Source organism: Trebonia kvetii (assembly GCF_007827045.1).
Lineage (GTDB): Bacteria > Actinomycetota > Actinomycetes > Streptosporangiales > Streptosporangiaceae > Trebonia > Trebonia kvetii.
The window spans coordinates 240,200-266,183 of the sequence record NZ_RPFW01000010.1 but is presented as its reverse complement, the minus strand read 5'-3'; the positions used below and the strand labels follow the sequence as shown (position 1 = coordinate 266,183).

General features: G+C 68.0%; 21 protein-coding genes, 1 tRNA gene and 1 pseudogene. 6 read left to right on the top strand and 17 right to left on the bottom strand.

The annotated features are described in order from the left end of the window. Positions 1-53 precede the first annotated feature (53 nt). On the top strand, positions 54-287 hold the full coding sequence (locus EAS64_RS39655) for a hypothetical protein (RefSeq protein ID WP_145861798.1): 234 nt from the start codon (positions 54-56) through the stop codon (positions 285-287). Positions 288-744: 457 nt separating this feature from the next. Here EAS64_RS39655 and EAS64_RS39650 read toward each other — a convergent pair whose 3' ends face one another. From EAS64_RS39650 to EAS64_RS39625, 6 genes are all read right to left on the bottom strand, one after another. Next, a complete protein-coding gene (locus EAS64_RS39650; protein ID WP_145861797.1) occupies positions 745-1,155 on the bottom strand; it encodes a PIN domain-containing protein in 411 nt (136 codons plus the stop codon). Continuing rightward, positions 1,152-1,373 carry a type II toxin-antitoxin system VapB family antitoxin gene (locus tag EAS64_RS39645; protein ID WP_187366513.1) on the bottom strand — a complete coding sequence of 74 codons (222 nt, stop codon included), beginning with the start codon at positions 1,371-1,373 and terminating at the stop codon, positions 1,152-1,154. The genes EAS64_RS39650 and EAS64_RS39645 overlap by 4 nt, the downstream gene beginning before the upstream one ends. Before the next feature lie 368 nt (positions 1,374-1,741). Then, positions 1,742-5,227 carry a winged helix-turn-helix domain-containing protein gene (locus EAS64_RS39640; RefSeq protein ID WP_187366512.1) on the bottom strand — a complete coding sequence of 1,162 codons (3,486 nt, stop codon included), beginning with the start codon at positions 5,225-5,227 and terminating at the stop codon, positions 1,742-1,744. An 800-nt stretch (positions 5,228-6,027) separates the two neighbouring features. Continuing rightward, positions 6,028-10,161 (bottom strand): protein NO VEIN domain-containing protein, encoded by a 4,134-nt coding sequence (locus tag EAS64_RS39635; protein ID WP_145861790.1) that lies wholly within the window; start codon positions 10,159-10,161, stop codon positions 6,028-6,030. 41 nt (positions 10,162-10,202) lie between these two features. Next, entirely contained in the window at positions 10,203-10,496 is a 294-nt protein-coding gene (locus EAS64_RS39630) for a hypothetical protein (RefSeq protein ID WP_187366511.1), read from the bottom strand. Next, positions 10,493-11,590 carry a tyrosine-type recombinase/integrase gene (locus tag EAS64_RS39625; RefSeq protein WP_222849951.1) on the bottom strand — a complete coding sequence of 366 codons (1,098 nt, stop codon included), beginning with the start codon at positions 11,588-11,590 and terminating at the stop codon, positions 10,493-10,495. Before EAS64_RS39625 ends, EAS64_RS39630 begins: the two co-directional genes overlap by 4 nt. A 272-nt stretch (positions 11,591-11,862) precedes the next feature. On the opposite strand from EAS64_RS39625, the gene EAS64_RS39620 reads away from it, so the two are divergent. Next, positions 11,863-12,126, top strand: a complete 264-nt coding sequence (locus tag EAS64_RS39620; protein WP_342782116.1) for an ATP-binding protein — start codon at positions 11,863-11,865, stop codon at positions 12,124-12,126. Positions 12,127-12,993: 867 nt separating this feature from the next. Beyond that, positions 12,994-13,746 carry an HD domain-containing protein gene (locus EAS64_RS39615; protein ID WP_222849949.1) on the top strand — a complete coding sequence of 251 codons (753 nt, stop codon included), beginning with the start codon at positions 12,994-12,996 and terminating at the stop codon, positions 13,744-13,746. A gap of 54 nt (positions 13,747-13,800) precedes the next feature. Here the strand turns inward: EAS64_RS39615 and EAS64_RS39610 are convergent, their stop codons facing one another. From EAS64_RS39610 to EAS64_RS39590, 5 genes are all read right to left on the bottom strand, one after another. After that, a complete protein-coding gene (locus tag EAS64_RS39610) occupies positions 13,801-14,073 on the bottom strand; it encodes an SUKH-4 family immunity protein (protein WP_145861785.1) in 273 nt (90 codons plus the stop codon). Between the two features lie 539 nt (positions 14,074-14,612). Continuing rightward, the gene (locus tag EAS64_RS39605; protein ID WP_145861783.1) at positions 14,613-14,996 is read right to left on the bottom strand and encodes a twitching motility protein PilT; all 384 of its coding nucleotides are present in this window, start codon (positions 14,994-14,996) and stop codon (positions 14,613-14,615) included. Continuing rightward, positions 14,993-15,238: a hypothetical protein gene (locus EAS64_RS39600; protein ID WP_145861781.1), complete on the bottom strand. Its 246-nt coding sequence runs from the start codon at positions 15,236-15,238 to the stop codon at positions 14,993-14,995. The genes EAS64_RS39605 and EAS64_RS39600 overlap by 4 nt, the downstream gene beginning before the upstream one ends. 86 nt (positions 15,239-15,324) lie before the next feature. Then, positions 15,325-16,488, bottom strand: a complete 1,164-nt coding sequence (locus EAS64_RS39595) for a tyrosine-type recombinase/integrase (protein WP_145861779.1) — start codon at positions 16,486-16,488, stop codon at positions 15,325-15,327. A 76-nt stretch (positions 16,489-16,564) separates the two neighbouring features. Continuing rightward, positions 16,565-16,640: transfer RNA gene (locus EAS64_RS39590), tRNA-Thr, on the bottom strand. A gap of 92 nt (positions 16,641-16,732) precedes the next feature. Between EAS64_RS39590 and EAS64_RS46515 the strand changes: the two are divergent. Next, positions 16,733-17,224, top strand: a pseudogene (locus tag EAS64_RS46515) (NUDIX domain-containing protein); the annotation flags it as partial. A gap of 96 nt (positions 17,225-17,320) precedes the next feature. Here the strand turns inward: EAS64_RS46515 and EAS64_RS46510 are convergent. From EAS64_RS46510 to rlmB, 4 genes are all read right to left on the bottom strand, one after another. After that, positions 17,321-17,674, bottom strand: a complete 354-nt coding sequence (locus tag EAS64_RS46510) for an SRPBCC family protein (protein WP_246116107.1) — start codon at positions 17,672-17,674, stop codon at positions 17,321-17,323. A gap of 228 nt (positions 17,675-17,902) precedes the next feature. Continuing rightward, complete coding sequence (locus EAS64_RS39575; protein WP_145861777.1) at positions 17,903-18,550, bottom strand: MOSC domain-containing protein; 648 nt, start codon at positions 18,548-18,550, stop codon at positions 17,903-17,905. Positions 18,551-18,629: 79 nt separating this feature from the next. Continuing rightward, positions 18,630-20,024 carry a hypothetical protein gene (locus EAS64_RS39570; protein ID WP_222849947.1) on the bottom strand — a complete coding sequence of 465 codons (1,395 nt, stop codon included), beginning with the start codon at positions 20,022-20,024 and terminating at the stop codon, positions 18,630-18,632. Positions 20,025-20,520: 496 nt separating this feature from the next. Beyond that, the gene (gene rlmB / locus EAS64_RS39565; protein WP_145861775.1) at positions 20,521-21,717 is read right to left on the bottom strand and encodes a 23S rRNA (guanosine(2251)-2'-O)-methyltransferase RlmB; all 1,197 of its coding nucleotides are present in this window, start codon (positions 21,715-21,717) and stop codon (positions 20,521-20,523) included. 384 nt (positions 21,718-22,101) lie between these two features. Here rlmB and EAS64_RS39560 point away from each other — a divergent pair, with 384 nt between their 5' ends. Continuing rightward, entirely contained in the window at positions 22,102-23,499 is a 1,398-nt protein-coding gene (locus tag EAS64_RS39560) for a DUF2637 domain-containing protein (RefSeq protein ID WP_145861773.1), read from the top strand. A gap of 14 nt (positions 23,500-23,513) precedes the next feature. Here EAS64_RS39560 and ispF read toward each other — a convergent pair whose 3' ends face one another. Continuing rightward, a complete protein-coding gene (gene ispF, locus EAS64_RS39555; RefSeq protein WP_222849959.1) occupies positions 23,514-23,975 on the bottom strand; it encodes a 2-C-methyl-D-erythritol 2,4-cyclodiphosphate synthase in 462 nt (153 codons plus the stop codon). A gap of 295 nt (positions 23,976-24,270) precedes the next feature. Next, positions 24,271-24,753 (bottom strand): CarD family transcriptional regulator, encoded by a 483-nt coding sequence (locus tag EAS64_RS39550; RefSeq protein WP_145861772.1) that lies wholly within the window; start codon positions 24,751-24,753, stop codon positions 24,271-24,273. A gap of 361 nt (positions 24,754-25,114) precedes the next feature. On the opposite strand from EAS64_RS39550, the gene EAS64_RS39545 reads away from it, so the two are divergent. Next, on the top strand, positions 25,115-25,879 hold the full coding sequence (locus tag EAS64_RS39545; RefSeq protein WP_145861770.1) for a hypothetical protein: 765 nt from the start codon (positions 25,115-25,117) through the stop codon (positions 25,877-25,879). The last annotated feature ends 105 nt before the right edge of the window (positions 25,880-25,984 follow it).

The window sequence follows — 25,984 nt, the reverse complement described above, 5'->3', positions numbered from 1 at the left end:
GCCGACTAACGCCGGTCATTCGGGCAGCCGGGAACGTGGGAGCCATCGGAGCCATGGCAACGGGGACACGTTCTTCCTTCGCCACCGATGCCCCGGACCTCTCCGGTGTCGTCCCCTATCAGCGCGTGCGGACCGGACCCGATCCCCAGGGCTGCCTGCAGGATCGTCGCGATCTCGCTAAAGTCATCACTGCGGAACGACGGCGGGACCAAGAGGACGATGTCGATCGAGTCGGCGGTCCGCTGTTCGAAATACGCCAGCTCGATATCGTCGTGTCGTCGGCTTAGGCGCCTGCGCCCTTCGTCTACGGCGCTCTCGTCGACCCGAGCCAACTGGCCGGGTTCACCCCACAGCCGCAAGCGACGCGGCGTCATATCCGGCATATCCGATGGCCCCCTGGTCGCCAAATGGCTCTCAGTATGACTCCTCCTATAGGCTCACGTCCCGGCCTTCTCGTATATCGAGGTGCTCAAGGGCAGCCGAATCATCTTGGATCGATTCCAGGAGTAAACCGTGGCCAGAAATTATTACAGTCATAGGCTAACGAGTTGGCGACACTTCAAACATAGCGGGGGGCCTTTCGGCCCGCTCCCCCGATGGGTAAGCGACGGTATCGAGGTGACCAGCCGGGCGAGACCGGTGATGGCTGAACTGGGCGTCCTCATTGCGTGCTCAACCCGACGATGAGTCGAAGTGATTTACGGCAGTCCCTATGTGGAGGCGGGCAGCCTTTCTGGTCCGTGGTTAGGCGTAGTCGTGAATGCTGTGCTCGGCCAGGTCAGGCGCGTGCCGGGCGACCGCGCGGTAGTCGGCGTCGTCGTGCAGGACAGTCAGGCCGTGATAGGAGGCGGTCGCTGCGATGATGAGGTCTACCGCCGAGGCACTGCGGTGATGGCCCGCGCGCGACATCTGGTACTGCACGCTCGAGACCCACCGCCCGGCGGTCTTCGGCACGGTCACATCCGGGTACAGGTCGCTGAACATCTCCGCGATCTCGTCGTACTCGACGGCGCTGCGCGCGCTGTAGAGGAACTCCGTGCGCTGCGGGTAGCAGCTCCCGATCGCCTCGGCATCGATCGGGTCGTACCACGCCTCCTGCAGCTTGGGGTCGCGCAGCAGTCGGACCAGGGCGGAAGTGTCGAGCAGGTAGATCACCGGGCATCCTTCTCGGCCTGATGCACCCGCTCCGCGTCTTCGACCGCTCCCCAGTGCTGCGCACGCTCAAAATGCCGGCCGATCCGGGCAGCCCGCTCCTGCCTTTCTGCGTAGTACCTCAGAGCCAGGTTGACGGCGTCCTTCTTCGTCCTAGCCTTGGACAGGGCCATCGCACGGTCCAGTGCGTCCTGATCGATGTCGATCTGCGTCACAGCCATAGGGCACCTCCAGCGATGTTGTCTATCCACAAAGAAGCATACAACATCAACATCGAGGCTGGGCTGCTGCCGCTCGCACCCCCACGAGGCCTGCGTCCCGAACGATGGAGTACCAGTGCATATGAGCATGCCGGAAGGCGTGCCCGTTGCGTGCCCGATCGGACGGTTAACCTGGGTGAATCACGGTCACTCACGGACAACGAGACACCGCACCTGACCTGCGTTTTCGCTGCTCAGCGGATCCGTACCCGGAGCCTTCCAAGCTGGTCATGCGGGTTCGATGTCCTCATCCACTCTTTATCGCCCCAGCCCAGCCCCGGCTGTCCGCGGGTTGTCGCTGTGACGGCAGCACTGCACGCCGCCCAGGACTATCCGTGTGCGAGAACCTGCCGGAACCAGATGATGGCGGCCTCGCCGTCCTTACGGGTCACGTCGTCGACCGTCCTGCTGTGGCGGAGGCTATTCCGCAGCTCGGCAAGTTGCGCAAAGCGGACGTTCAGCATCTCCTTGCTGCCGAACCGTGCCTCGAACTGCGGCCAGAGCGTCTTAGAGGTGAGCACGTCCTGGAGCTCGCGGAGGTCACAATATTCCAGCCTGCCGGAGAGTGAGTCATGATGGCCATTCCTCAGGCCCGGGTTCCGGCGCCGTGCACTAGCGATGCGCTCGTTAATCCTGCCGCTCACATGAGGTGGCAGTGCGCCTGCTTCTCCGCCGAGCATATCGGCGATGACCCGGCGCAGCTCGAGCTCCACGCCTTCGACCTGCACGTCAAGCAATGATCGCTCGGGGACGGGACTGACTTCAGCCGGGGCGCCCTTGCCAGTCACCGTCCCCAGGGCCTCTCCCAGGGCCTGCTCTCGCCAGTCGAGGAACCCCTCGAAGTCGTCGGTGGCGAGCGGGCTCGCCGGCCCCGTTGGCAGCCGGTGGCTGCTAAGCACCTCATCAAGGACCGCACCAAGTTCGGTGCGCATCTCCTCGAGGTAGGCCGATGGCGCCTGGCCAGCGATGCGAATGTTCGTCGCTCGATCAATGAGGCAGTGATTGAGGACAGAGTCCACCGTGTCTCCCTTGCCGATGCTCCGCAGGTAGACGCGCGGGAAGACATGATGATCATCGATCCTGCCGGCCTCGATGAGCTCCGGAGTAAGCGGCGCGCCCGTGTGGAAGTCGCGCGGGCGTTGCAGGAGGGTCAGCGCAATGGTGGCTCGGTACAGGCCCTGCTGCCGTGCGGTCACCGTGCGCCACCGCGCCGGGTTCCACTCGAATCCCCGGACCGCCTGCGGCTCGTCCCCGCCGGTAAGCCAGCTCTTCAACACAGGTGCATCGCGTTCGGCCAATGTCGCCGACGAGCTCTCGTACTCCCCGGTGAACGACGCGCACCAGAACCACCGCTTGAGCTTCGACCGCATGGCGCCATGCGCGGGACCGGCCGTGCCCTCTACCTCCTTCCAGACGGTCGCCAGCGGGATGAGCACCGGTTCGTAAGGCAGCCACTTCGGCGTTAGCACACCGCATTCGTCGCGAAGCAGCGTGAGCACGGCGGCCATACTAGTCACTGCGGAGTCCCACCCGCGGGCGATGTCATCGGCGGGCAGGCTGATGACAAACCGCCGCTTGCATGACACGCCGAGTCGCAGTGCAATGCACTGCAGGAGGTAGTAGGGCTTAACGCCGAAGTCGCCAAGGATGGGGTACCGCTCGAGCGCGCCGTTCCAGAGGTCGTACAGGCTGTGCCCGCCGGCGAACGCCCGCGCGCTGATGAGCTCGAACGGAGTGAGCGGTCTGCCGGTACGGTTCAGGGTCTCGAAGATGGCGCACACCGCTTCGAGCGGGGTCGCCTCCGGGAGCACGGTAACCGGGAACGCGTACTTCACCAGGGGATCGATGCAAGCGTACTCGATCTCACGCAAGAGGTCGCGCACCCGTTCCCGGTCCTCATCGTCCCGACGAGGCACGACAGCGTCACGCCAGCGGGCTGCACCGAAATCGCGGACCGCTGCCAGCGGCATCATGAGGGTGCGCGCCTGAGCGTCGAGGCTCTCCAACGGGGCTGCGCGCTCTGCGCTGAAGACCTTGACGGCCTGGTCGACGTCGGCTCCGGCGAGCAGAGCACCGAGGTCGAGAAAGAACCGCGAGTCCCCGACCCCATAGATTGCCTGGTAAAGCGATGTGAGCCGCTGCTGCCCGTCCAGGACGAGGTAGGACGGACGTCCCCGGAGGAGCGGCGCGCCCTCGGCGGCACGCGCTTTGAACGTCGCGCTGCCGCCCTGAAGGAACAGCAAGGCTCCTGCAGGAAATGAACGAATCATCGACACGAGCAGCTCGCGCGTCTCATCGGGTGCCCAGACGAAGGTGCGCTGGAAGTCGGGCAAGGCGAGCTGGCCGGCGTCAAGCTCGGCGAGCAGCTGGAGCATCGAGCGTGGGATGGTGTGGAACTCGTCCGCCGCGGCGCGCGGCGGCGCGGCTGCGTTCACCGGAATGCGTACCGGCTCGAGCAGATGCGGGAGGTTGGCAGCGCGCGCCCGCTGGGGGACCGCGCTCACCTCGTCATCCGCCGCATGGGCCTCGGCGAGGCGAAGGAACTCCGGCACGTGTGGCGGCTGGCTGAGGGTGAGCTGCGTGCCGAGACTGTTCCTGGCCCAGTAGGAGAGCTCATCGCGGCTGATGCGGGCGCGCCAGCTGACCGGCCGCGCATGAGAGTAATCGGCGACGGCGGGAGGGGTCAGGTAGCGGTAGTCGCCTGAGATCTCGCCGAGCAGCACGGTCCGGCTCGCGGGCTCCGGCGTGACCACAACATCGCCGGGCTGCATGTCATTCGCAAACTTGTACAGGGCATTGGCTACCTGGCCAAGCTGGCGCCGGCCGTACCCTGGCCAGGCATGGGCCACCCTGTCACGAACCTGCTCAAGGGTCAGTCCGGAGGTATCGCCGGCCTCTTCCCATCCAAGGAGCGCGGCGCCCTGCTGCACGAAGACGGGGGCATGCACGCCGCCTTCACCCGCTCGCACCATCCATACCATGGGCTCGCCGCGGTCACGACGCTCCACGGCGGGGATGGCGCCCATGTCGGCGAGCCAGTTCAGGAAGGGCGGGCAGTCCCGCTTCAGCGTTTCGGTAACCACCCGGCCCGGGTGGGATGCGAGGAAGGACGCTCCATCAGCGGTCAGGATGACGACCCGGGCGTCCGGGTTGTCGACGAGCCCCGCTTTCGCAAGGTGGGTGCGTGTCCAGCCCAGCCGGTTATAGATGACCGCCTGTCCGCTCGCTAGGCGGCGACCACGGGCCTCGTTGTCCAGGTGGAGCGCATCGGGGATCAACTCCACGAGGTCTGCGAAGGCATGCGCCTTGCCATCCGACAGCGCCTCAAGCATGGGGCGGAGGAGATCATCTACGGACGGCACGCCCACCGCCGCCACGGTGTCGTTACCGCCGCTCACCGGAGCTTCGGCCTCGTCATCGGGCTCGCCAGCACTTCGATTGATGAAGCTCTGAAAGCCTTCGTACCGAGCCAGCAACGCGTTATCGACACGCGCGGGGTCCGTCGCGAGAAGGCGCCCGCCTTCGTCGGTGATGCGCCAGACACCACGGTGGGGGCGGTCAGTCAGGCCGGCTTGAGTAAGATAGGTCATCGCCCAATGGGCGCGACTCGCCATGAGGGTGATGCGCTGGCTCCCGACGAGCTGCTCGCGCTCCTCCGGCGTCAGCCTGAACTCAGCAGCCAATGCGTCGATGACTGAACGAGCAGTATGGTCGGCTCCGTCGCCAAGGATCCGCAGCATCGGCAGCATGAGGGTCTGGTAGTCAGGAATCGCCATGACACAGCGTATTACCTGAGCCGTCACGTCGTCGAACAATGAATTTGCCGCGATGTTCGCTAACCTATGACAGCAGAGGAGTCGCCCGGCAACGCGAAAATAGACTGCCGAGGCCGCACGCCCCGGGAAGACACATTTAGGGCACATGAGCACCGGAAATGGTGTGAACCAACGGAACGGCCCACGCACGTCTCACATCACGCGGCAGTCTACGGTCACCAACGGTCTCCCACGGATGCCGGGACGGCCACCGACCCGGGACACGCGAGTTGCCCGCGTCTGGTTACGGGTCCTCACGATCAGCAGCGCGTCAGAGTTGACCAGCCGCAGGCTGAGCCGTCGATGGCACACGCATTTCGGCTTCACCTTGGTGCGGTAGCCGATCGCCAACGTTTCTGAATCATTTGTGGGTTCCTGTCATCGAAGCCGAGCCAACTGAGGTCGGTCTTCCGCGGCGGAGCGCCGCGGAAGTTACGGCAGTGCTACGGGCACCCCGGTGATCTGTAGCGTCGCGATGCTGACGTTGAGCGCGTGATCCGTGGCCGACGGGAGACGGAAATCCTCGGGCGGGGGCGGCTACGGCGAGATGGCCCAGGTCCTGTGGCAGACGTGCTGTGCCGCGCGCGGAAGCTGCTTCTCGCTGCTAAGCCGTTACAAGGAATCCATTTTATGAGGGAAAGTCGACAACGCGACGCTGCCCTGATACAGACCTCGGCCCGCAGACCGAAGAATGAAACCCAGGAGAATCGCCGAGACCAGATTGCCGCAGGTGAGTACTTCGCGTATGACCGGGTGGGGTGAACCGAGCCCTTTGATGCCGTCGGCGTCGCGGCAGGGAACTAGGCGAGGGGGCCGGTGTCGCCGGTGAGCCTGTCGATGTCAAGGCGGAGCTCCCCGTCTTCGAAGGCACTAATCGGGTCGCGGATGCGCGTCCATGAGGGCGTTGTGGTAGCCGCATCGAAGACGCGGTACAGAACGTAACGGCGACGCGCCCGGATTGCCAGGCGGAATTCCGCGGCGGTCCAGCTGAACTGCCCGTCCCGGCCGGTGGTGGATTTGACCTCGACCCATAGCTCGCTGCCGTCATCGTCGACAGAGATGATGTCGTGATCAGCGCCGGGATCTGTGTCGGCGGTCCAGGTGACGCGGCCGGGCGGTAGTCCGAGCCGGGTGACCCGCTCCCGCTCGATGACCAGGACTATCTCCTCACCCCGTCGGCCGAGCGCGCCGTCCTCCTCGGTTTCTCGAGGGCTGCGCGGCCTCCAGGTGCCGTATCCGCCGCCGGGCCCGGCGGGAGCGGGCGGCTGCGGCATCCGGGTTCCGGCAGCGGGCTGGGGATGGACGAGCCGGAGGTCAGGGAGCGGCGGCCTGGGGGGCCGAGGCGGCGGAGCCGGCGAAGGCGTCGCCGGCGGTGGGCTGTTGGTGATGTCGGCCGAGCCGGACTTTGCTCCCTGGATGAGGTTCCTGCTGAGGACCCCAGCGAGCGATGTCACATCCTCGTCGTCGTCTTCGTCTCCGTAGTCCTCGGTGCTGGACAGAGCGGGGGGCTGCCAGGGGACCTTACGGCGCTGGAGCTCGCGTTGCATCTCGCGGGCTGATCTGCGGCGCAACAGGAAGTAGATGCCGTCGCCGAGCACCTGTCCCCCGAGAGGGGCTTCGCCAGCTAGCAGGGCAACGGCGCTGGCCGTCACTCGGCGCAGTTCGTGGGAGCCGGAGACCTGGTCCAGGGCGATCTGGTCCTCTTCCACCTCGTAATCCGCCGAGACGGCGACGTCGTGCCCGGCGAAATGATATGTGCGCGTAATGCCGTCCACAATGGCGATCCGGGTGATCCGGGCCAGTCGGGCGGTGAGGCCGGCTGCCGTGCGTGCGCGGCCTGGGCCGCACACCGCTGCGGCGAGTGCGGCGACCGCCGAACTGAAGGCCAGGTCGTGGAGGCGGGCGAGCACTGGGCCTGCCAGCCGGGTGTCATCGGGCCTGGCGTCCGGGCCGTACGTCGTGCCAACGGCCACGGCTGTCGCGGACAGCGGCCGGGTGCCGGCGGCGCGGAGGAATGCGTTCACCCGCGGGTCGGATGTGTCAGCAAACGCGACGGGCACGCCGCTGGCCTGCGCGGCGGACGCCAGGGCAGGGTCGTCATTGATGAGGTAGGTTCCGCCAGCCGCCTCGCTCGGCGGATGGAGGCGGCGCTGGTCATCAAGCAGGCAGGGCACGTCCGGGCCGAGCCGCTCGGGCAGCTTGCCTAGGTCCCGGTACGCGCGCCGCAGGACGTCGGCGGCGTGTGCTGGTACCTGCCGCTGCCCGCCGTATAGCTCGCCGACCTTTATGAGCATCCGCCTCCAGTGGTCTTCGTTAGGGCGCTGGGCGGCGCCGAGAAAGACCCAGACATCGTGCAGGTTCTCCGGCAGCACCGTCACAGCACCTAGGAGGCGGCTGCGGTTGTCCGCACCGGTGAGGCAGTGGCCGGGGGCCTCCCACTTGCGGCCGGTCCAGATGACTGGCTGGTCTCTCAGTTGTCCGGCTGGTCGGCGCTCAGCGCGAAGTGCTGCTACAAGCGCCGGGTAGACCAGGTCGGGTCGGCTCGGGCCGCGGCCTTCCTCCCTCAGCTTCGCCAGAGCCGAGACGATATCGTCGGCGCGCGGCTCGGTCCGGCACCCCAGCCGCCGCAGCAGGCTCGCCGGGATTCCCGAAGCATACGGCGCCCCGTCCCCTAGGATCGCGACGGTGCGGTCAGACCGCAGGTAGGCGTCGGCGGGTGCCCTAACCGTCCCTGGCCCGGTTTCAATGAACCGGATGCCCTTGAGCTGGGCGAGCACAGCCGGAGTCAAGAGCCGCTGCAGCCGCGCGGCCGCCGTGCCCATGACCGCGGGCCCCACGGCTCCCTGCTCGACCAGCCGGGCTAGGGCAACCAGGTCACTCCCCCGGACGGCCCGCCGGAACCGCAGTGGCCGGAGCGACTCGTTCGCCTCGTCGTCGTCGGCGGGCAGGTGCAGCGCGGGTTCCAGCAACGCCGCTCCGCGTGCCGAGCGGCTCACCATATCAGCGGGTGCCGTCCACTCGCCGCGGTGATCGGGCAGTACCTGGCAGCGGCGCACGGCGGCCCACGCCTTCTGCGACAAGGTTGGCCGACCGCGGATGTACCGGGCGAGCGCGTCGCGTTCCTGCTGCGACGCGGTGCCGTCGGCGATACGGCGCGCGGTGTCGGCGGCCCAGCCGGAGAAATTGAATCGTCGGCACAGCCCGGTCAGGACCCGGGAGCCGGCCAGGCCAGGATGCAGCACCTGGACGGCCGGGACCACGGCCGACAGGGCATCGTCGGCAAGCCACAGGGCTTCCGGCGAGCTGAGCGTTCCAGCTCGGGTCAGCGTTGTGGCCGAGGTGCGGAGGTCTTTCCTGTTCTCGTCGCTGAGTTCTGCCCGGCATGCGTCCAGAGCACCGGCGAACCGATGCTGGAGGCCCAGGTCCTGCAGGGGTCCGGGGAAGTCAGAGTAGTAGCGCGATGCCTCGGTGTTCCCGAGGCGGGTCGCGAGGTTCTGCGTGCTTTGACCCGCGCAACGGAGCCGGACCAGCGAGCCTGCGGTGAAGGCCCTGATTCCCATTCTCACTGCCATCGCCTGCGTGTCGGCGGGTGCCGCGAGACGGGCGTGAAGCAGCTCATCGGGCGCCAGCGGACCGATAGCGAAGGCTGACAGCGCAGGGCTGGCTGGGACCGTGAGCGACGCGGCGGCAGCGGGCACGATTCGGCCGTTGCGCCCTGCTGTCGCCTGCGTCGGCCAGCACTGCTCGCTGCGCAGCAGGCGATCGATCTCAGCGGACAAGCCGGGAACAGTGGATGACGCAGCGCCTGCGGGATCGAGGGCGCGGAAGGCGTCGGCCCCGAATGCGGCGAACAGGGGGCCGGGAAGCAGTCGGACGGCGAGCGCCGCCGATTCCCGGATGAGCCAGGTATTCCAGTCGCTGTTCTGCGGGTCGACGAGCTGGCTCCTGTCTTCGGTCATCTCGAAGGGCGCGCTGATGCTGAAGGCAAACCCGGTCCGGGACCGGGTGGCGCCGATCGGGTAATAGAAGATCCCCGGCACCGTCAGGTCGAGGCGACCACGCCGGACCCGGACCGATACCCCCAGCCGGATCCGGCCGGCGGTCGCGCGGAAGTAGCTAGGAACATTCGGTCGACCCAGCCCAGACGGCGGCGCAACGGAATGCTGATACTCAGCTTCGCTGACCGCCTCCGCTGCACCGCCCAGATGCGGGCCATGGTGATCGAGCCGAGCCGCGCGCTTGATCAGACCGCGGACGGCCTTGTCAGCACGGGCTGACTGCCGCCACTGCAGCTCCTGCCCGAGCCGCGCCGAGCGCAGCACCACGGCGCGCAGGTTCTTACCTGTTCCGGGATGTGCCAACTTGATCAGTGTCGGCGCGAACTCCGCGGCGATGGCGGTCAACGCCTCCGCCTCATGGCGCTCATCGAAGGCGCGCAGCGGCCTTTCGTCAGCCTGCCGGTATGGGACCGCGATCGTAACTCCTGGCCGCCCGCGCGACCCCGGGTCGGCCAGCGGCTCGGCCAGCGCCCCGTTGACACGGTCCAGGATCGTGCGCCGCCCTCCGGACACGACATGAATCCGGTCGCCCAACAGGAACAGCGAGCGGAGGCCGAAGTTCTTCGACCCGATCCCATTCGCCTTCGGCTCCACCCGGCCGACCGTGCCGGCCACCAGGCCGTGGCCCAGCATCACACCCAGCCGATCCCAGCCGGCCTTGTCGATGAGCTTCCCGTTGCCGCGCACAACCAGGGCGTCAGGTCCGAACTCCATCGTCAGCTCAGTGCCGCCGGCGTCGTACTCGTTCTGTACCAGTTCGCGCAGGACGTCCGCTGGGGTGTGGCTAACCGCGAACTCGGTCAGGATGCTGGTTCCCACACGGAACCGGAAGTCGAGAGTTCCGGGGGCAGCCGGGATCACTGGCGTCTCAGTCACATCATTCCCGCTTCAGTCGGATCAGCCACGATGATGTCACGCTACGCCGACAAACTGCGGGCGGCGGCGCAGCGGCGTCGCGGGCGAATAGACCGCGCTATATAGCGGGCGAACCCGCGGACGGCGGTGACCCGCCGCGGACTGGATGTCGTGACCACTCCGGGCTCGCGGGCCTTCACCCAGTCCAGCGCGGCGGCGATGGTCACGGTCTGCTCGCCGCGCTCGTCCAGGAAGGCCGCGAAGTCCGGCAGCAGGTAAGCGGCCTCGTTCATCTGGTGCCCCAGCGACCGGCGGAGCTGCAGGTAGTCATCGACTGCCTGGCGCAGGCCGGTCACGCCGCACCTCCGGGCCAGGGCTGGGCGACCGCGCGGAGCGCGGTGAAGTCGACCTTCGCGTAGAGGGCGGTGGTGCCCAGGTCCTGGTGCCGGAGCACCTGCCCGATCGCGGTCAGCCCGGCCCCGCGGCGGAGCATGTCGGCGGCCAGGGCGTGACGCAGCCGGTGAGGGCCGACCCGGGGCAGGCCGGCGCGCAGGCAGGCCCGTTCCACGACGTCGCCGACGAGGTCGGCCCTGATCGGGCCGCGGGGTGCCTTGCAGGTCAGGAACATGTGACGGGACCGTGCCCCGGGGCGGGCGCCGGACAAGTACGCGACCAGCGCTTCGCCGACATCGGCCGGCAGCGGCAGCCGGTCCTCGCGGCGCCCCTTTCCCCGGACGATGATCTCGCCGCGGCGCCAGTCCACGTCGTCCAGCAGCAGCCGGGCCACCTCGACCGACCGCAGGCCGAGCCTGGCCACCAGCATCAGGATCGCGTAGTCGCGGACGCCGCCCGGCTCCTGGCGCGGGGTGTGCTCCAGCAGTCGCTGAACTTCGCCGGGTCCCATCGTCAGCGGCACTGAGGCGAAGCGCCAGCCGCCCACCGGGGGCACCGCGCCGCTGAGATTGGCCGCGGTGATGCCGTGCAGGTGGAGGAACCGCATCAGCGACCGCAGCTCGGCCACCCGTCCCTTCGCCGAACCCGCCGAGACCCTGGCGCATTCCCGCAGCAGGAACGCGTTCAGGTCCGCCCCCGTCAGGCCGTGCGGAGCGAACGTCTCGCCGTCCGTCGCCTGCTCGGCCAGGAACCGCCGGGCGGTGTTCTCATAGCGGAGCATCGTCGCCGCGGACAAGCCGCGCTCGGACCCCATCCACGACCGGTACCGCTCCAGCAGCGACTCCGCCGGCGACGTGACCGCCTGCGCCGCGGGCACCGCCCCGGCCTCGCGGAGGTACTTCAGCAGCGGAACCATCCCGCGCGGCCCGGCCACCCGGCGGCGGCCCGCCTTCCGCAGGTCGCACAGATGCTGCTCCAGCCGTCCCTCGTCCAGATCGCGGGCCTCAAGTCCCTGCCCCGAAAGCCACAAGCCGGCCTGCCCCAGATCCTTGAGCATGTTCCTGATGCTCTGCCCCGTATATCCGTGCCGCGCCAGCCAGGCCCGATAACCCTCAACGTGCGGGCTCAGAACGCCCGCTTTCCTGCGTGAACTCGCCATCTCTGCCCCCTTTCGCGGGAGCGACCTGCTCCCGCGGCCAAGAGCCTGCCAGCACGGGAACTATGCCGAACGCAACGCTCCTGTTTCCAGCGCAGTGAAGACATCCACGTAATCGGGTTCCGCATAGTTCCGGTGCCGGCATAGGTCGATCTATGCGGACATCCGCATAGATCGACGACATCGGCATGCTCCCCGCCGGGCAGGACGCCGCCGAGGCGTTCTACCGCATCACCGACGCCGCCTACGAGCGCCGCTCCGTCGCCGTGACCAGCAACATCCACCCCTCAGGATTCGACACCATCATGCCGAAAACCCTCGCCACCGCCACCGTCGACCGGCTGCTCCACCACGCCCACCTCGTCCTGACCAAAGGCGACTCGCACCGGCTCGCCGAAGCCCTCACAGGCAAGGGGGTGATCCCGCTGGCGACCTAACCCCCGCCCGCCGGCAGAACAAGCGGCCACCAGCCTGGAAAACTGGTGGCCGCCAGCCCGGAGAAAACAAGACCACCCAACCGGATTTCCCAATGGCCGTTGACAGCCGCCACGGTCGAGCGGGCGCTGCGCGGCGAGCCGCTCTGGTCACCCTGCCGGTCGGAGCTCTGAAGAGCGGCCGGGATGAATAAGCATGACCTGTCAGCAGGGTCCCCTCCGGTTAGCTTTCCCAGGTCGTCAACATCCCGCTATCCGTGGGGCATAAATGAACATGCTAGGGCTTGTTCCATCACGGAGCGGATAGCAGACGCCGTGCGCGTGCTCCTTCTCACCGGGATGCGGGGGGCGCCGCAGCGGTGGGACCGGAACTCCATCCTCGGAGTCCGCGGTGAAGGAGAACATGCCGCACTGGGGCCAGGCGCATCCCTGCGCGAGATCTCCCGGAGCAGGCAGACTGACATCTTCCAGTGTAAAGTTCGGCCAGAGCCGAAATTCTATTGGCTCCCGGAATGGCTCGCAAGGTTTTCGAGGCGTTCGAATTAGCCTCTTGGACTGGAGCCCTTAACGAATCGAACAGTTGACCTTCTCTTACCATGAGAGGTGAGAGGCAGTGCACTCGGGTTTCCGCGCATCCCGGGACGCCTCCACGACGGTTCCTTGATGCGGCCGCAAGCCGACTGCAGCCGGCTCAGGGTCTGCAGGTCTCCGTTGCTGAAATAAAGAATTGGGCTAGCGACAGGCGGCTCCAAAGTGCGCGACGGCACCGGATACCTTTCTGGCGGGATATCTCACCGTGTGATTGCTGTCCCAGGTGCGCCGCTGTTGAATCGTGGCATACAACCCGCTGAAGCGTCAGAGGAGGCGCTGATGGGCACGGGCAGCACGGCAAAGCCGACGTCAGGCGCAACCACCAGGCTGGACCCGATCGAGAGGCGGCTGCTAGCCAGGATGCCGTTGCATGCGATTACCTCCGTCCATGGCGAGGCCGGCCTGCGCGAACGGCTCCTCCCGGAGATCTCGGCGTTCCCCGCCGCCCAGCGTGCCCGCGCCCTAGCCGCACTGGAACTGGCGTCGCGCCTGCACGCGCAAGACCGGCGGCAGCGCGAGCCATACGCCAACCACGTCCTGCGGGTTACGATCCGGATCCTCAGCCACTACCGCCTCACCGACCCGGACGTCACGTGCGCCGCCCTGCTGCACGATGCCGTCGAAGACCACGCTGAGGACATCGAGCCTGGTGGCAGCCGCCAGGATGCGTTGGCGGTGCTGGCTTCCCGGTTCGGCGCCAGCACTGCCGGCCTAGTGGCCGCGGTCACCAACCCCGTCTACGAGCCCGGCCGCGACGAGCACGAGCAGTACCGTGAGCACGTCATCGCCAGCCTGCAAGCCAGCCCCTTGGCCCGGGTGATCAAGGCATCCGATTTCACCGACAACGCCGTCGGCCTGTTCCACACCACCGGGCCGAAACTGGTCAAGCTGGCCAGCAAGTACCGTCCCCTGGTACCGGTTCTCCGCAAGCTCATCCTCCGTCCCGACACCCCGCTCACCCCCGACGTCAAGGACAAGATCAGGCGTCAGTTCGACAATGCCGAAGACAGGTTCGCCGCGATCTCGGGTTAGCGCCATCTACCGTCAAGATCAAAGCCCGTGCCGGCAGGCAGGGCGTGGCCAGGGTCAGCCAGACAGCAGGGAAGCACGGTCGACCACCTGGTCGTACTCGGCCATGATCCGGTCCGGAGAGATGCTGGTGGGGAAGGCCATCACCCGCCCGGTCGCCCGCTCCACGACGCAGAACGACCCGCCCCTGACCGGTCCCTCGCTCATCCAGTCCTCGCGGACGAGCCATCCGGCACCGAATTCCTCCAGGCGCCATCCCTGTCCGTCGCCGGCACCGGCCGGGCCGATGACCTCGGTCGCGATGCGCTCTGCCTGGTCAATGCTGATCATCTGGCATGACCTTCCCGTCCAGCCCCGCCGCCACCACGCGCGAAAACTGCGGCCCTGCACGCCCAGTTCCTGCAGATGAACCAGTTATGCGCGGCCGCGTGCTCACCGTGGTCCCTGCCCTAATGCGCGCCTATCGGCGGTTATCTTAAGTCCGGATGCGACAAGCCCTTGTGGTGAAGGGTTTCTGCGTCGTGGACATGTAGCCGACGCGAGGTTATGGGCGGGAACAAGAACCCAAAAGCGCGCCGAGAAGAGGAAAGCCGCTGGTCAGCGCACGGCTCCTCACATCAGCTACGTCGGAGACACGACTTAAGAGAACGTGTCCACGACGCAGGTCGATGGGTGCGTCAAGCTACATGGGAGACACCCCAGAGCGGACTTAAGATAACGGCGGGTCAGCGCGCGGTTATCCAGCGGCTTCGGGTCGCTGGCCGCCCGGTTGCAGCCCGGCCCGCTCAGCCCGACCTTGTATTTTTATGCAGCGCTGTCCCCGGGGGTGAACGTCCGCAGTTGCCGCATAGCGAGCCGGGGCGTGTTGGTCAGCAGGTGATTATGACGGGCCGGTTCCCTGCCGCTGATGCGAGCCGTGTCATGTCGGCGGGGTCGCTGGTCACGATGCGGTCACCGGGGTTGGCCAGCAGCACAACGGTCGCATCGATCGGATCACTCGTGCCGGTCTTGCCGAGCAGGGCTCCGGCCTGGCGGCCGTCCTGAGGGCTGACCGCGCGGACATCGACGGCGCGCAGCAGCTGGGCGAGGTGAGCCTGGCGACCGTGGCTGTCCCGCCAGACCTGGGCGATCACCATGGCGTTGGTGCGCAAGTCCATGCCCTGCCGCTGGGCCGCGCGCACCCGGGCGACCATCGCCCGGTCCCCGCGGTCGACGGCCACCAGCGCGCCCGCGTCCAGGACCAGCGCGCTCACGCGGCCGTGTCGCCGACCGCGACACCCAGCTCCCGCTCGGCCCGGGCGATCTCTTCGGCTGTCAGCACGCCATGCTCGCTCTCCCAGCCCGCGAGGAACTCTTCGAGGGCTTCCGCGCGCAGTTTGCTTGCCGCGGCCTCCGCCAGCCAGGATGACAGCGGCTTGCCGGCCTGGGCAGCGGCCGACCGGATCGCGTCACCCAGCTCGGGATCGAACGAGACGCTCAACTTGTCCACCTTCATTCTTTGATCCTACCTTGGTATTCCACACCGTGGTAGTAACGCACTCGCCTGCCACGACCCGCGCGTTCCCGTGCCGCACCAATGCTCTACGGATTCCCTCGTGACAGGATCCGGTCCATGACCTCGGCGCCCGTGGTGATAACAGGCCGCAGCTCGTGCCGGTAGACGAGCTCAGTCGTTGAGGTCTTGTTGTGCCCGGCCAGCCGCGCGATCTCCTCGATGGGCACGCCGTCCGCCGACATCAGCGACACGAAGGTATGCCGCAGGTCCCGCGGCGCCCACCCAACCCCGAGCCCAGCGGCCTTCGTGATCCTCCGGAACTCGCGCCGGACGTTGGACGCATCCAGCGGGGTGCCGATAGTCGAGACGAACACGAGCCCTTGATCCTGCCAAACGGCACCGGCCGCCAGCCGGTCCTCCGCCTGCCGCCTGCGGTGCTCCCTGAGTGCCTCGACCGCGGTCCGCGGCAGCGCGAGCGTCCGACGAGACTTGGCCGTCTTAGTGTCGCCCCCCTGCCGCACCGACCGCCACACGGCCACCGACGGCGGCACCGGCCGGAGAGCGCCCGGGTCGCCGTCCAGGTCGACGTGATCCCAGCGCAGTTCCCTGGCCTCCTCGGTGCGGATCCCGACCGTGAGGCTCAGCACAATGTAGGCGTTGAGCCGCGACCCACGGGCAGCGTCAAGCAGCGCAAGTGACTGCTCCAGGGTCAGCGACCGGCTCGGCCGCCCGGCCGCCCCCTTGGGCGGATCGGTGAGCGTGGCCACGTTCCGCCCCACCAGGTCGTGCGCCTCGGCGTACCTGATCGTCCGGGCGAGCGAGGTCTTGGCGATCTGCAGGTACCGGGTCGAGAGATGGCCGCTGAGCGCCTCGAGCCCGGTGCGCACGTCGCCGGCCGTCAGCTCCCGCAGCGGCCTATTGCCGATCTGTCCCATGAGCGGCTGCAGGGCCTCCCGGTACACCGAATGGGTGCGCTCCGACCGTCCGGGCAGGCCGCCCTGAAGCCAGTCGTCGACGGCCTGCCGGACGGTATAGACAGCGGACGTGCGCAGGCCGCGATCGAGCTCGGCGTGCAGCGCCTTGAGCTTGTCCCGAACTTCGGCCTTGGTGCGTCCGGTGACCTTGCGCCGGTTCCGCTTGCCGTCCGGCCCGAAGCCGAGCGAGACGGCACCGACGTACCGGTTCTTGGCGGCGTCGAAGTAGATCGCGTCCTCGCCGTGCCCGCGACGGCGCGCCGTTGAGTCAGCCATGACAAGGAGCGTAACCCTTTGGCTCCCCGTTTGGCTCCCCGTGCGAAGCCCGAATCGCCCGAAAGGGCCTCTGAACTGGAGCCGGTGAGCGGATTCGAACCGCTGACCGTCCGCTTACAAGGCGGATGCTCTGCCAACTGAGCTACACCGGCGTGACACAGCGCCCCGCGGGCGCCGAATCCCTGCCAGGTTACCGTTTCCCGGCCGATGCCGGTGACGGGTTGCCCGGCGTTAGACTCGCGGGGTGCCTGGGGACGACGTTCGTGCGCTTGTCTCGGAACTCGTGGCGGCGGTCCACCCTTGCGACGAGCGTGAAGCGGCCGACCAGGCCGACATTCTCGCCTGGGTGGCTTCGGGGAAGCCACTTTTCAGGACTGCGTCGCCCGCCACGCCGCCGAAGCATCTTGTTGTCTACTTCATCCCCGTCGACACGGCCAACGGCTGCCTGCTCCTCGGAGATCACCGCAAGTCAGGCCTGTGGCTGCCGCCCGGCGGTCATGTCGAAGAGGGAGAGGACCCGCACCAGGCCGTGGTCCGCGAGACGCGTGAGGAACTCGGCATTGCGGCGCAATTCCATCCCGCATTCGGCGGCGGAAATCCGTTCTTCCTCACGGTCACGCCGACCAACAACGCTAGCAGCCACCTCGACGTGGACTTGTGGTTCGTCTTGCGCGCCGAACGCGATGCGCCGCTATTTCCTGACCCCAGGGAGTTCAAGGGGGCCCGCTGGTTCGGGTTTGACGAGCAGTGTGACTGGCCGGCCAGCACCTACGACCCGGAGATGCGCCGTTTCGCGGGCAAGCTGAAATGCGCGATCGGCGGAATACCGGCGTTATACCGCTTCCGCGCGTCCCTTGGCGCCGGCTGTCTCAAGTGCGAGATACCCGCGCGTCTTCTTTCCGGCGATCGCGGCCACCGCGCCGGCGAAGACGCCGGTCCAGGTCACGGTGAGCGTGAGCCGCACCCCGGCCGGCGTCTGCTCAAGGCGATGGCTGGCCACGGTTTCAACGCCAGGGGTGTGCGCGACCCAGGTGAACTCGGCGCCCGCAGTGAGGTCGGTGACCTGCCAGACCAGGTTCGGCAGGCCGGGCTGCTTGATCCTGGCCCGGCTTCCGAAGCGCAGCGGGCCGTTATCAAGCCGCTTCACCGTCGTCATGGACTTGGTCCATTGCGGCCAGGATTCCACATCAGCGATAACCTGCCACACGCGTTCCTGGGTGGCTGAGATGTCAATGGAAAGGGTTTCTGATGCCACGAAACAAGGGTATCCCGCCACCTCGGCGTGCCCCGTGGCCAGGCCCGGCCGACAACATATACTGACTTTGGGTTGGACAAATCGGTCCAAAGAGGATGATCAAATACCCCGAACTCGGGTATATGTTCTTTCGGATCTCGGGCACGCGTCGGAAAACGCCTAGCCGACGCGCTTGAGCGCCAGTTCCCTGATTCCGGCCGGCATCGCGTCGGCCGCGAGGAGTCGGGGAAGCAGGGCCGGCGAGGTAGTCAGCGCACGGAAGGTGAGCGCGACGGTGACGTCGTGCGCCGGCCGGTGCTCGATCGCCACCGGATCTCCGCCGGAGATCAGCCCGGGCGAGACGACCCGGAGATATGCCCCTGGCACGGCGGCCTGCGTGAACCGCTTGATCCAGTCCGACCTTGCCAGCCACCCCTGGAAGGTACCGCAGGGAATCCGGGGACAGCTGACCTCAAGGACAACGGAGGCGCCGATCCGCCAGCGTTCGCCGATCAGCGCGCCATTGACGTCAAGTCCCGCCGTGGTGAGGTTCTCGCCGAACATCCCGTTCGGCAGCGAACTGCCGAGCGAGGCCGCCCACGTGTCGAGGTCCTCCCTGGCGTACGCGTAGACAGCCTGGTCGGTGCCGCCGTGGTGCTTCACGTCGTACACCCGGTCACCCGCGAGCCCGACGGCGCCCGTTCCCTTGGGGCCAGGTTCCGTCACCATCACCGGTCCGCTGACGGGCTGCTTGTCAATGCCGGTGGTAGCGACCGGCTTCCACGGATTCGGCCGCGGCCTGCCGACATTCACCGAGAGCACCCGCATGCGCCCACCGTAGACCGCACCGTCCGGTGTTGGCGAAGGGTTTTCGCCGCCCTAGGAATTCACCCAGAACGGGTTCGGCTTACTCGGCCGGCCCGCCGCTGACGCGCCACGGCGGGCCGGCCAGCCACGCGGCAACCTCAGTCGACGGGGAACGGCCGCTTCGCGACCGTCGCGCGGATGGTGGTCTGCGTGTGCCGTTCCACCAGCGGTTGCCTGAACCGCCGTCCGGCTCGCCCCAGGTCAGCTCGACCTCGTCGCCGTACGAGACGTCGGCCTCGTCGATCATGGCCAGGGAGATCCAGCCGCGCACGTTGGAGGAGTAAATGGCGAGGGGCGAAACGCCGATGAGCCGGCCGTCCTTGTCCACCCGGTCGGCATGCGCGCCGCCGTAGAACGCGGCGGGCATCTCGATGTACTTGAACCGCTTGTCACCCTGCTCGTACAGGCTGGCGAAGATCTTCGCGACGTCGTCGCGATTCCATAGCAGCCACACCTTCTGCCGGTGCGGTTGCGGCGCCATGCGCTCAAGGGCCTCGCGGCCGATGAAGTCGTGGTCGAACTTGACCGACTTCCCGTAACCGAGATCCCACGGCGTGACGTACAGGTCCTCCACCCGCTCGGGCACGTAGCTGCCGGCCAGCGCCAGGTTCGCCTCGAAGCCCCGCTGCGGCAGCCACTCACGGTAGGCCTTCATCTTCGCCCCGGTGTAGATCGCGGGCACGGTGTTGGCGACCCAGCCGGACTCGGTCGCCACCGACGCGTAGGCGCGGGCGCCGATCTGGCGCAGGCCGTACTCGGCACCGGCCTCGAGGATCGTGTCCCGCACGCTCTCGAACTCCGCGTACGGTCCGAAGAACTCCAGGCCAGGAAACCCGGACATGCGGTGGTTCAGCGCCGTCACCTGGTGCGACCCGACGTTGAACCTGCCCATGTGGAAGAACGGGATCTCCGGCATCGGCCCGCCGTTGATCTTCTCGAAGATCTCACCGGCGGACGGCCCCTGCAACTGCAGGCGGAACATCTCACGGCCCTTGGGGTTGTTCGCCGTCCGCGGGTCCAGCCGCACGGTCACGTCGTAGGAGCCGCTTTCCGCGTGGTACTGCACCCAGTTCAGCGCCGGCGGCCGCCCGACCAGCCGGACATGGTTTTCCTCCAGGCAGAACAGGATGGCGTCGCCGATCATGTAGCCGTCGTAGCTGACCGCGACGAACTGCTTGGCCTTCATCGCGCCGAAGCCCTTGAAGCTGTTCGCGCCGAGGTCGGCGAACAGCCGGTAGGTGTCAGGCCCCTGGACGGTCAGGTCGTTCATGTGGTGGGACAGGTCCATCAGGGCGGCGGTGGTCCGCCAGCTCTCCTGCTCGTCCCGCCAGTTGGTGAACTCGGACTTGATCGGCAGCGGGAACCCGCCTGAGCCGCCGCGCAGCAGCGCGAGCGGACCGCCCGCGGCATTGATCGCGTCTTCAAGACTGGGCATGCTCTCTCCTTCATGGGCGGTGTTCTCCTGCCTGCCTGGCGGTGCCGGCGGGCAGTGCCCCCATGCTAGGAGCTTGGCAACCGCTTAACAAGCAATTGACAAGTGATTGTTTTCGGTCGCACAGTGATACGCTCCTGCCCATGGCCGACCGACAGGCCAGGGAGGCCCTGGCGAGCGCGCCGCAGGCACCGGCGCACGCCTGGCCAGGCGACAGCGTCGGCTACCTGGTCTGGCGTGCCCACCTGGTGTTCCGGCGCGCGTTCGACGACGGGCTCGCCGAGCTGGATGTCACGATGGCGCAGGTCGGACTGGCCGCCGAGCTCATGGAGCGCGGCCCGCGCACGGTCGCCGACCTGTCGCGCGTTATCGGGCTAACGCCGCAGGGCGCCGCACTCGCGATCGGGCACCTGCGCAAGATCGGCTGGGTCACCGAGAGTCAGGCGCGCGGCCGCGGCCGGTCCATCCTGCTCGAGATCACCGACAAGGGCCGCGACGGCTATCTGCAGGCCGCGCGCGTCGTCGAACGTGTCGACCTAGCGCTGACAAGCGGCATCACGGACGCGGAAAAGAAGCGCACCTCGGCGGCCTTGAAGGTCATCGCCAAGTCGGCGCCATAATCCCCGGAGGGACGCCCCCCCAACCCCCCGGAGAAGGACGCGTATAACCGGCCGGCGCGCGCACCGGCGATCTCATAGAGGGCGATCGACGCCGCGATGCCTGCGTTGAGCGACTCGTTGCCCGACACCATCGGGATGGACACGAGCATGTCGCAGGCCCCGGCGACCACCCGGGACAGCCCGCGGCCCTCGGAACCGATGACGAGCACCATCGGGCCGTCCGCGATCGACATGTCGTGCACGTCGGTCGTGCCCTCGGCGTCCAGACCCGCCACGAAGAAGCCGGCCTTCTTGTAGGCCTCAATAGCCCGGGTCAGGTTGACCGCCTGCGCGACGGGCAGCCGGGACAGCGCACCGGCCGACGCCTTCCACGCCCCGGCGGTCACCCCTGCCGACCTGCGCGTTGGCACGACGATGCCCGTCGCGCCGAACGCGGCAGCCGAGCGCACGATGGCACCGAGGTTCCGCGGGTCGGTCACGCCGTCCAGGGCAACGATCAGTGGCGGAGTCGCCCCAAGCCGTTCGGTGAATTCCTCCGGGTGCGCGTACTCGTACGGGCGCACCCGCAATGCGACACCCTGGTGGATCGCGCCGCCCGTCATCCGGTCGAGCTCGGGCACGCCCGCCTCGAGCACCGCGATGCCCGCGTCCGACGCCAGTTGCACGGACTCCGCGACCCGGTCGTCCTCCTGCGCCCGGCCCGCGACGTACAGGACCATGGCCGGGATCCCCGCCCGCAGCGACTCCACGACGGAGTTGCGTCCCGCGACCATCTCCGGCCCCTCGCCGCTGCCTCGCGGTCCCTGGCTCTCATAAGACGATTCCGAACGGTTGCGTGTTTCCCCGCCCCGCCCCGTTCCTCGCTGGCCCGGCCGGCCACTCGCGGCGGCCGCCGACCTGGACGCCGCCCTCTGCGCGGGATGGCCCGGGCGCATGTGAGCGGGGGGCGTGGGGCCCTTGCCCTCGAGCTTGTCGCGGCGGAAGCCGCCGGTGCCCGGGCGCGGCTTGCCTCGCTTTGAGAAGCCGCCACCGCCCGCCGCCCTGCCGTCCTGCCCGCCCTTTTTCTGCCCGCTCATCGCCTGCTCCGCCGCTTGATCACGTTCACTCCTCGCGAGCGCAGCTCGCCTCCGGGGGTCCGGGGGGTCGTCCCCACCGGTGGCATGGTGTCCTGCGCGTTCATCGCGCCTGGTCCGCTGCTCCCCGCGCCTTAAAGGGTAGTTGCCGCGGCGCACTGTCGCGTGCGGCGCGACGATCCGGTGCACGTCGAAGCCTTTTTGATCTTCCTTGATCAGGCGAAGCATGCGACATCTGGACGGAATGGTCCGCTCCGACACACCACGCCAACGCGGGAAATCGTTCCAATCTATTACGAACACCGATAGCGTGGTCATCGCGTAACAGGGAAATTAATCGCGAAGGCCCCCGGCAGGGTCCCTCCTGGCAAACGGAATGACGTCCCGATGAACAGCCCCCTTCCGGCGCCGGAATCCGCACCGGCACCACCCCGCCGCAACTGGACTCGCCTCCTGGTGAACCTGCTTGTCGCGCTCGTGGTGGTCGCCGTGGCCGCGGCGACCTTCGTCTTCTCGTATTCGGGCGTGCACGCGATCGCGCTGCTCGGCGGCGTATCTACGCAGCTCGCCCGGTATTACCCAGGGCTGTTCGACGCCGTGCTCGTCATCGCCTGCGTGGCGGCGGTCACGCTGCGCGACGGACGCTGGTTGGCCCGCCTGTGGGCGTGGCTGGTGATCGTCGTCCTGCTAGCCGCGATCGCCGTCACCGACGTGCTGCATGCCATGAACTACGCGCTTCGGCCACGGCCGACCGAGGGGATCGTCGCGGCGGCCCCCGTGGCGGCGGTACTGCTCGCCTTCAGCCTGCTGCTCACCATGCTGCGGCAGTCCAGGTCGCAGCCGCAGCAGGCGGCCGGTCCCGCTGACCGCCAGTCCCGTCGCGGCGGCCTGGAGTCTGTTCCTGGCACGCTCGATATCCCCGGACTGTCGCTGCCCCTGTCCGCGGCCGAGGCGTCCACCGTGGAGATCCCCGCGCTCGCCGCCAGCGGGCAGCTCCGGCCGCCCGCGCCGCCGATTGCCCTGCCCGCCGCCTTCACGCCACCGCCGCCGGTCGCCGAGGCCGCCATCCCGATGCCGGCTCCGGAGACGGACAGCGTGCCCGACATCGCGCCTGACACCGCGCCAACCCGGGAGGAGCCGGTGGTCGCCGACGCCGGGGAGGCGGAACCGCCGACGGTGCTCACGCCGGCTGCGGCGGGAGCCCCGCCCGTGCCGGAGGCCCCGCCCGTGCCGGAGGCGGCGCCTGTTCAGGAGGCGGCGCCTGTCCAGGAGGCACCCGCGGCGGAGCCGACGCCTGTTCAGGAGGCGGCGCCTGTCCAGGAGGCACCCGCGGCGGAGCCGACGCACCCGGAAGCCGGGTCAGCTGAGGCGCCAGACGCCGCAGAGACCGCAGCGGCCGAAATGGCGGCGTCGTCCGCGACGGCTGAGCCACCGACCGTGCCCCTACCCGTGCCGGCCAGGACGCCGGCGGGGATCAGGTACGCGGGCGGCGCGGCGCCGCGGACCGGGCGACCCGACTACTGGGACTCCGAGGAGGCTGGTGGTCCCTACGCGGGCCAGGTCTACCCGGCGCACGAGGAGCAAGCGGACGCCGACGGCAACGGTCACAACGGCGACAAGGGTGCAGACAAGGGTGACGCCGACGACTCCGTGAGCGACCAGCCTCCGGGCCGCAGGCAGCCTCCGGAGCTCGATGACGACGCACCGCCATTCGCGACGGCCCCGGTTCCCCGGCTCAACCGGGTCCGCTCGATGCCCGCCCCGCCCGCAGACGACGAGGAATAGCCGCCGGGCGAACTCTAGGCCGGGAGCACCAGGGCGGTCGCCATCGCGGCGATGCCCTCACCGCGTCCGGTAAGTCCGAGACCGTCGGTCGTGGTGGCGGACAGGGATACCGAGGCCCCCGACAGTGCCGCACTGAGCACGGAAACGGCCTCGGCTCTGCGCGACCCGATCTTCGGCCGGTTCCCGATCACGTACACCGCCACATTCCCGATGACGTAACCCGCCTCGGCCACCAGCCGGGCGGTCTCCCTGAGCAGCGCGACCCCTGGCGCACCCGCCCACTCGGGCCGCGACGTGCCGAAGTTGGCACCGAGATCCCCGAGCCCCGCCGCGGACAACAGCGCATCGCAGGCGGCATGCGCGGCGGCATCCCCGTCAGAATGCCCAGCGAGCCCCGTCTCCCCCGGCCACTCAAGCCCGGCAAGAAACAGCGTCCGCCCCTCAGCAAAGGGGTGCACATCCACCCCAAGCCCCACCCGCGGCATCTTCTCCACGCCCAAACCCTACCGAGAAGACCCGCCGACCCCGCGTCACCCCTTAAAAAGAGAGACCCTGCCCGCCCCAGCCCCACCAAGGATCATTGTTAAGCCCCAGGTAGAGCGTCAAGCCCCCCGGCGCGTGGCCGAAGGCCCATGCGCGCTGGTTTCACTCGAAGCCCCGGAGACGGCGATGGGCCGCCGGGGTGATTTCCTCGCGGCCTTCCGAAGGAGTGCGGCGAGAAATCGACCCCGGCGGCCCATCCACCGCCAAGCTTTTGACTTGAGAACATCCCTACGAAGCAAGAACCTCGTCCAGAAGCGCCTCGGCCTTGTCCTCGTTGGTCTTCTCGGCGAGCGCGAGCTCGCTCACGAGAATCTGCCGGGCCTTCGCCAGCATCCGCTTCTCACCGGCGGAAAGCCCGCGCTCCTTGTCCCTGCGCCAGAGGTCCCTGACTACCTCGGCGACCTTGTTCACGTCACCGGAGGCAAGCTTCTCCAGGTTGGCCTTGTACCGACGCGACCAGTTCGTGGGCTCCTCGGTGTGCGGTGCGCGAAGCACCTCGAACACTCGCTCAAGCCCTTCAGCGCCTACCACGTCCCGCACACCGACGAGTTCCGCGTTGTCCGCGGGGACTCGCACGGTAAGGTCGCCCTTGTCGACCTTCAGGACCAGATAGGTCTTCTCCTCGCCCTTGATCGTACGGCTCTCAACGGCTTCGATGCGAGCAGCCCCATGGTGGGGGTAAACGACGGTATCGCCGACCTTAAAAGACATCTGGCAAGTACCCCTTCCGCTGAAGGCTATCTTACCACGGCCGAGACCACCGATAAAATGCCCTTGCCGGCAAATATGCAGGTCAATACGCTAATTTCGAGCACAGCAAGTATGCTCAACTGGCATCTACGACGGTTGGCACGGCCGACTACGCGCCCATAACCGGGTGCACTGCCACCGCGCTGACCCGCCGCCTAGGCCCCGGTCCCGGTGCGTCGTCGCTAACGATCCATACCCAGTCTACCTGAGGGATCCAGCAGACCTCCGGAAATCACCGGGCACGAGGTCCGCGCGCACCCCGGACGGGCTCATACTTGACTGAAAGGGTCAGTGGCCGCGGCCACCGACAGAAGAGGTGCCAGTGAGCTTCGCCAGCGAACCGGGGCGGGATGACGGCAACCTGCCTCCGGTGAACATCGTGATCCCCGACGATGCGCGGGAACTCGATCGCGACGTGCTCGCTTACCATCGCGAACAGCGTGCGCGGCGTCGACGGCAGCGGGCACTGCGGCTCTTCCGTCCGTTCCGGGTGCGGGACGCCGGCGGGCAGGCAGCGATCATCCCGCTCATCGCGGCTTGCCTGGCCATCTCCCTCATCGGCGGCGTGCTGCTGTCGGTGGTGACGATGAGCCCCGCGCTGGCGCCCACGGTCAGCGCCAGCCGGCCGGCGACGCCGTCGGCGGTACCGTCCGCCAGCGTGAAGACGCTGCCCGCGGGCGACATTCAGCTCGACGGCCGGACCGCACCGGTCAACTCGCTGGCAAGCTCGGTGGTCGCGCTCATCCCTGCAGGCTGTCGCTGCGACGCGAGATTGAGCCGTCTGTCCCGGCAGGCAGCCGCGGCCAAGGTCCGCGTGTACTTCGCGGGGACCGGGCCGGTGATCCGCGAGCTGACCGGCTACACCAAGAATGACGGCGACGGCGTGGCGATCGGTGCGGCGGACAGCGGCAACGTACTCGGCGCCGCCTATCACCCGGGCAGTCAGCTGACCGTTCTTCTCGTCTACCGGGACGCCTCCGCCAGGGTCTACCGGGGCCTTTCCGGCAACTTCCAGCTCACGTCGGCCATGGGGAAACTGGCCCAGGCCGGCACCGGTCCAGGTCCGGCGTCTTCGGCCGCCCGCTGACCCGCCCCGCGACGCCTGACCCCGGAAAGCCAGCCCCCGCGTTTTGGTCATTCCGTGGACCGATACGATTTCTACCGCCTGTAGTGGACCGCGAGGCCACGTGGC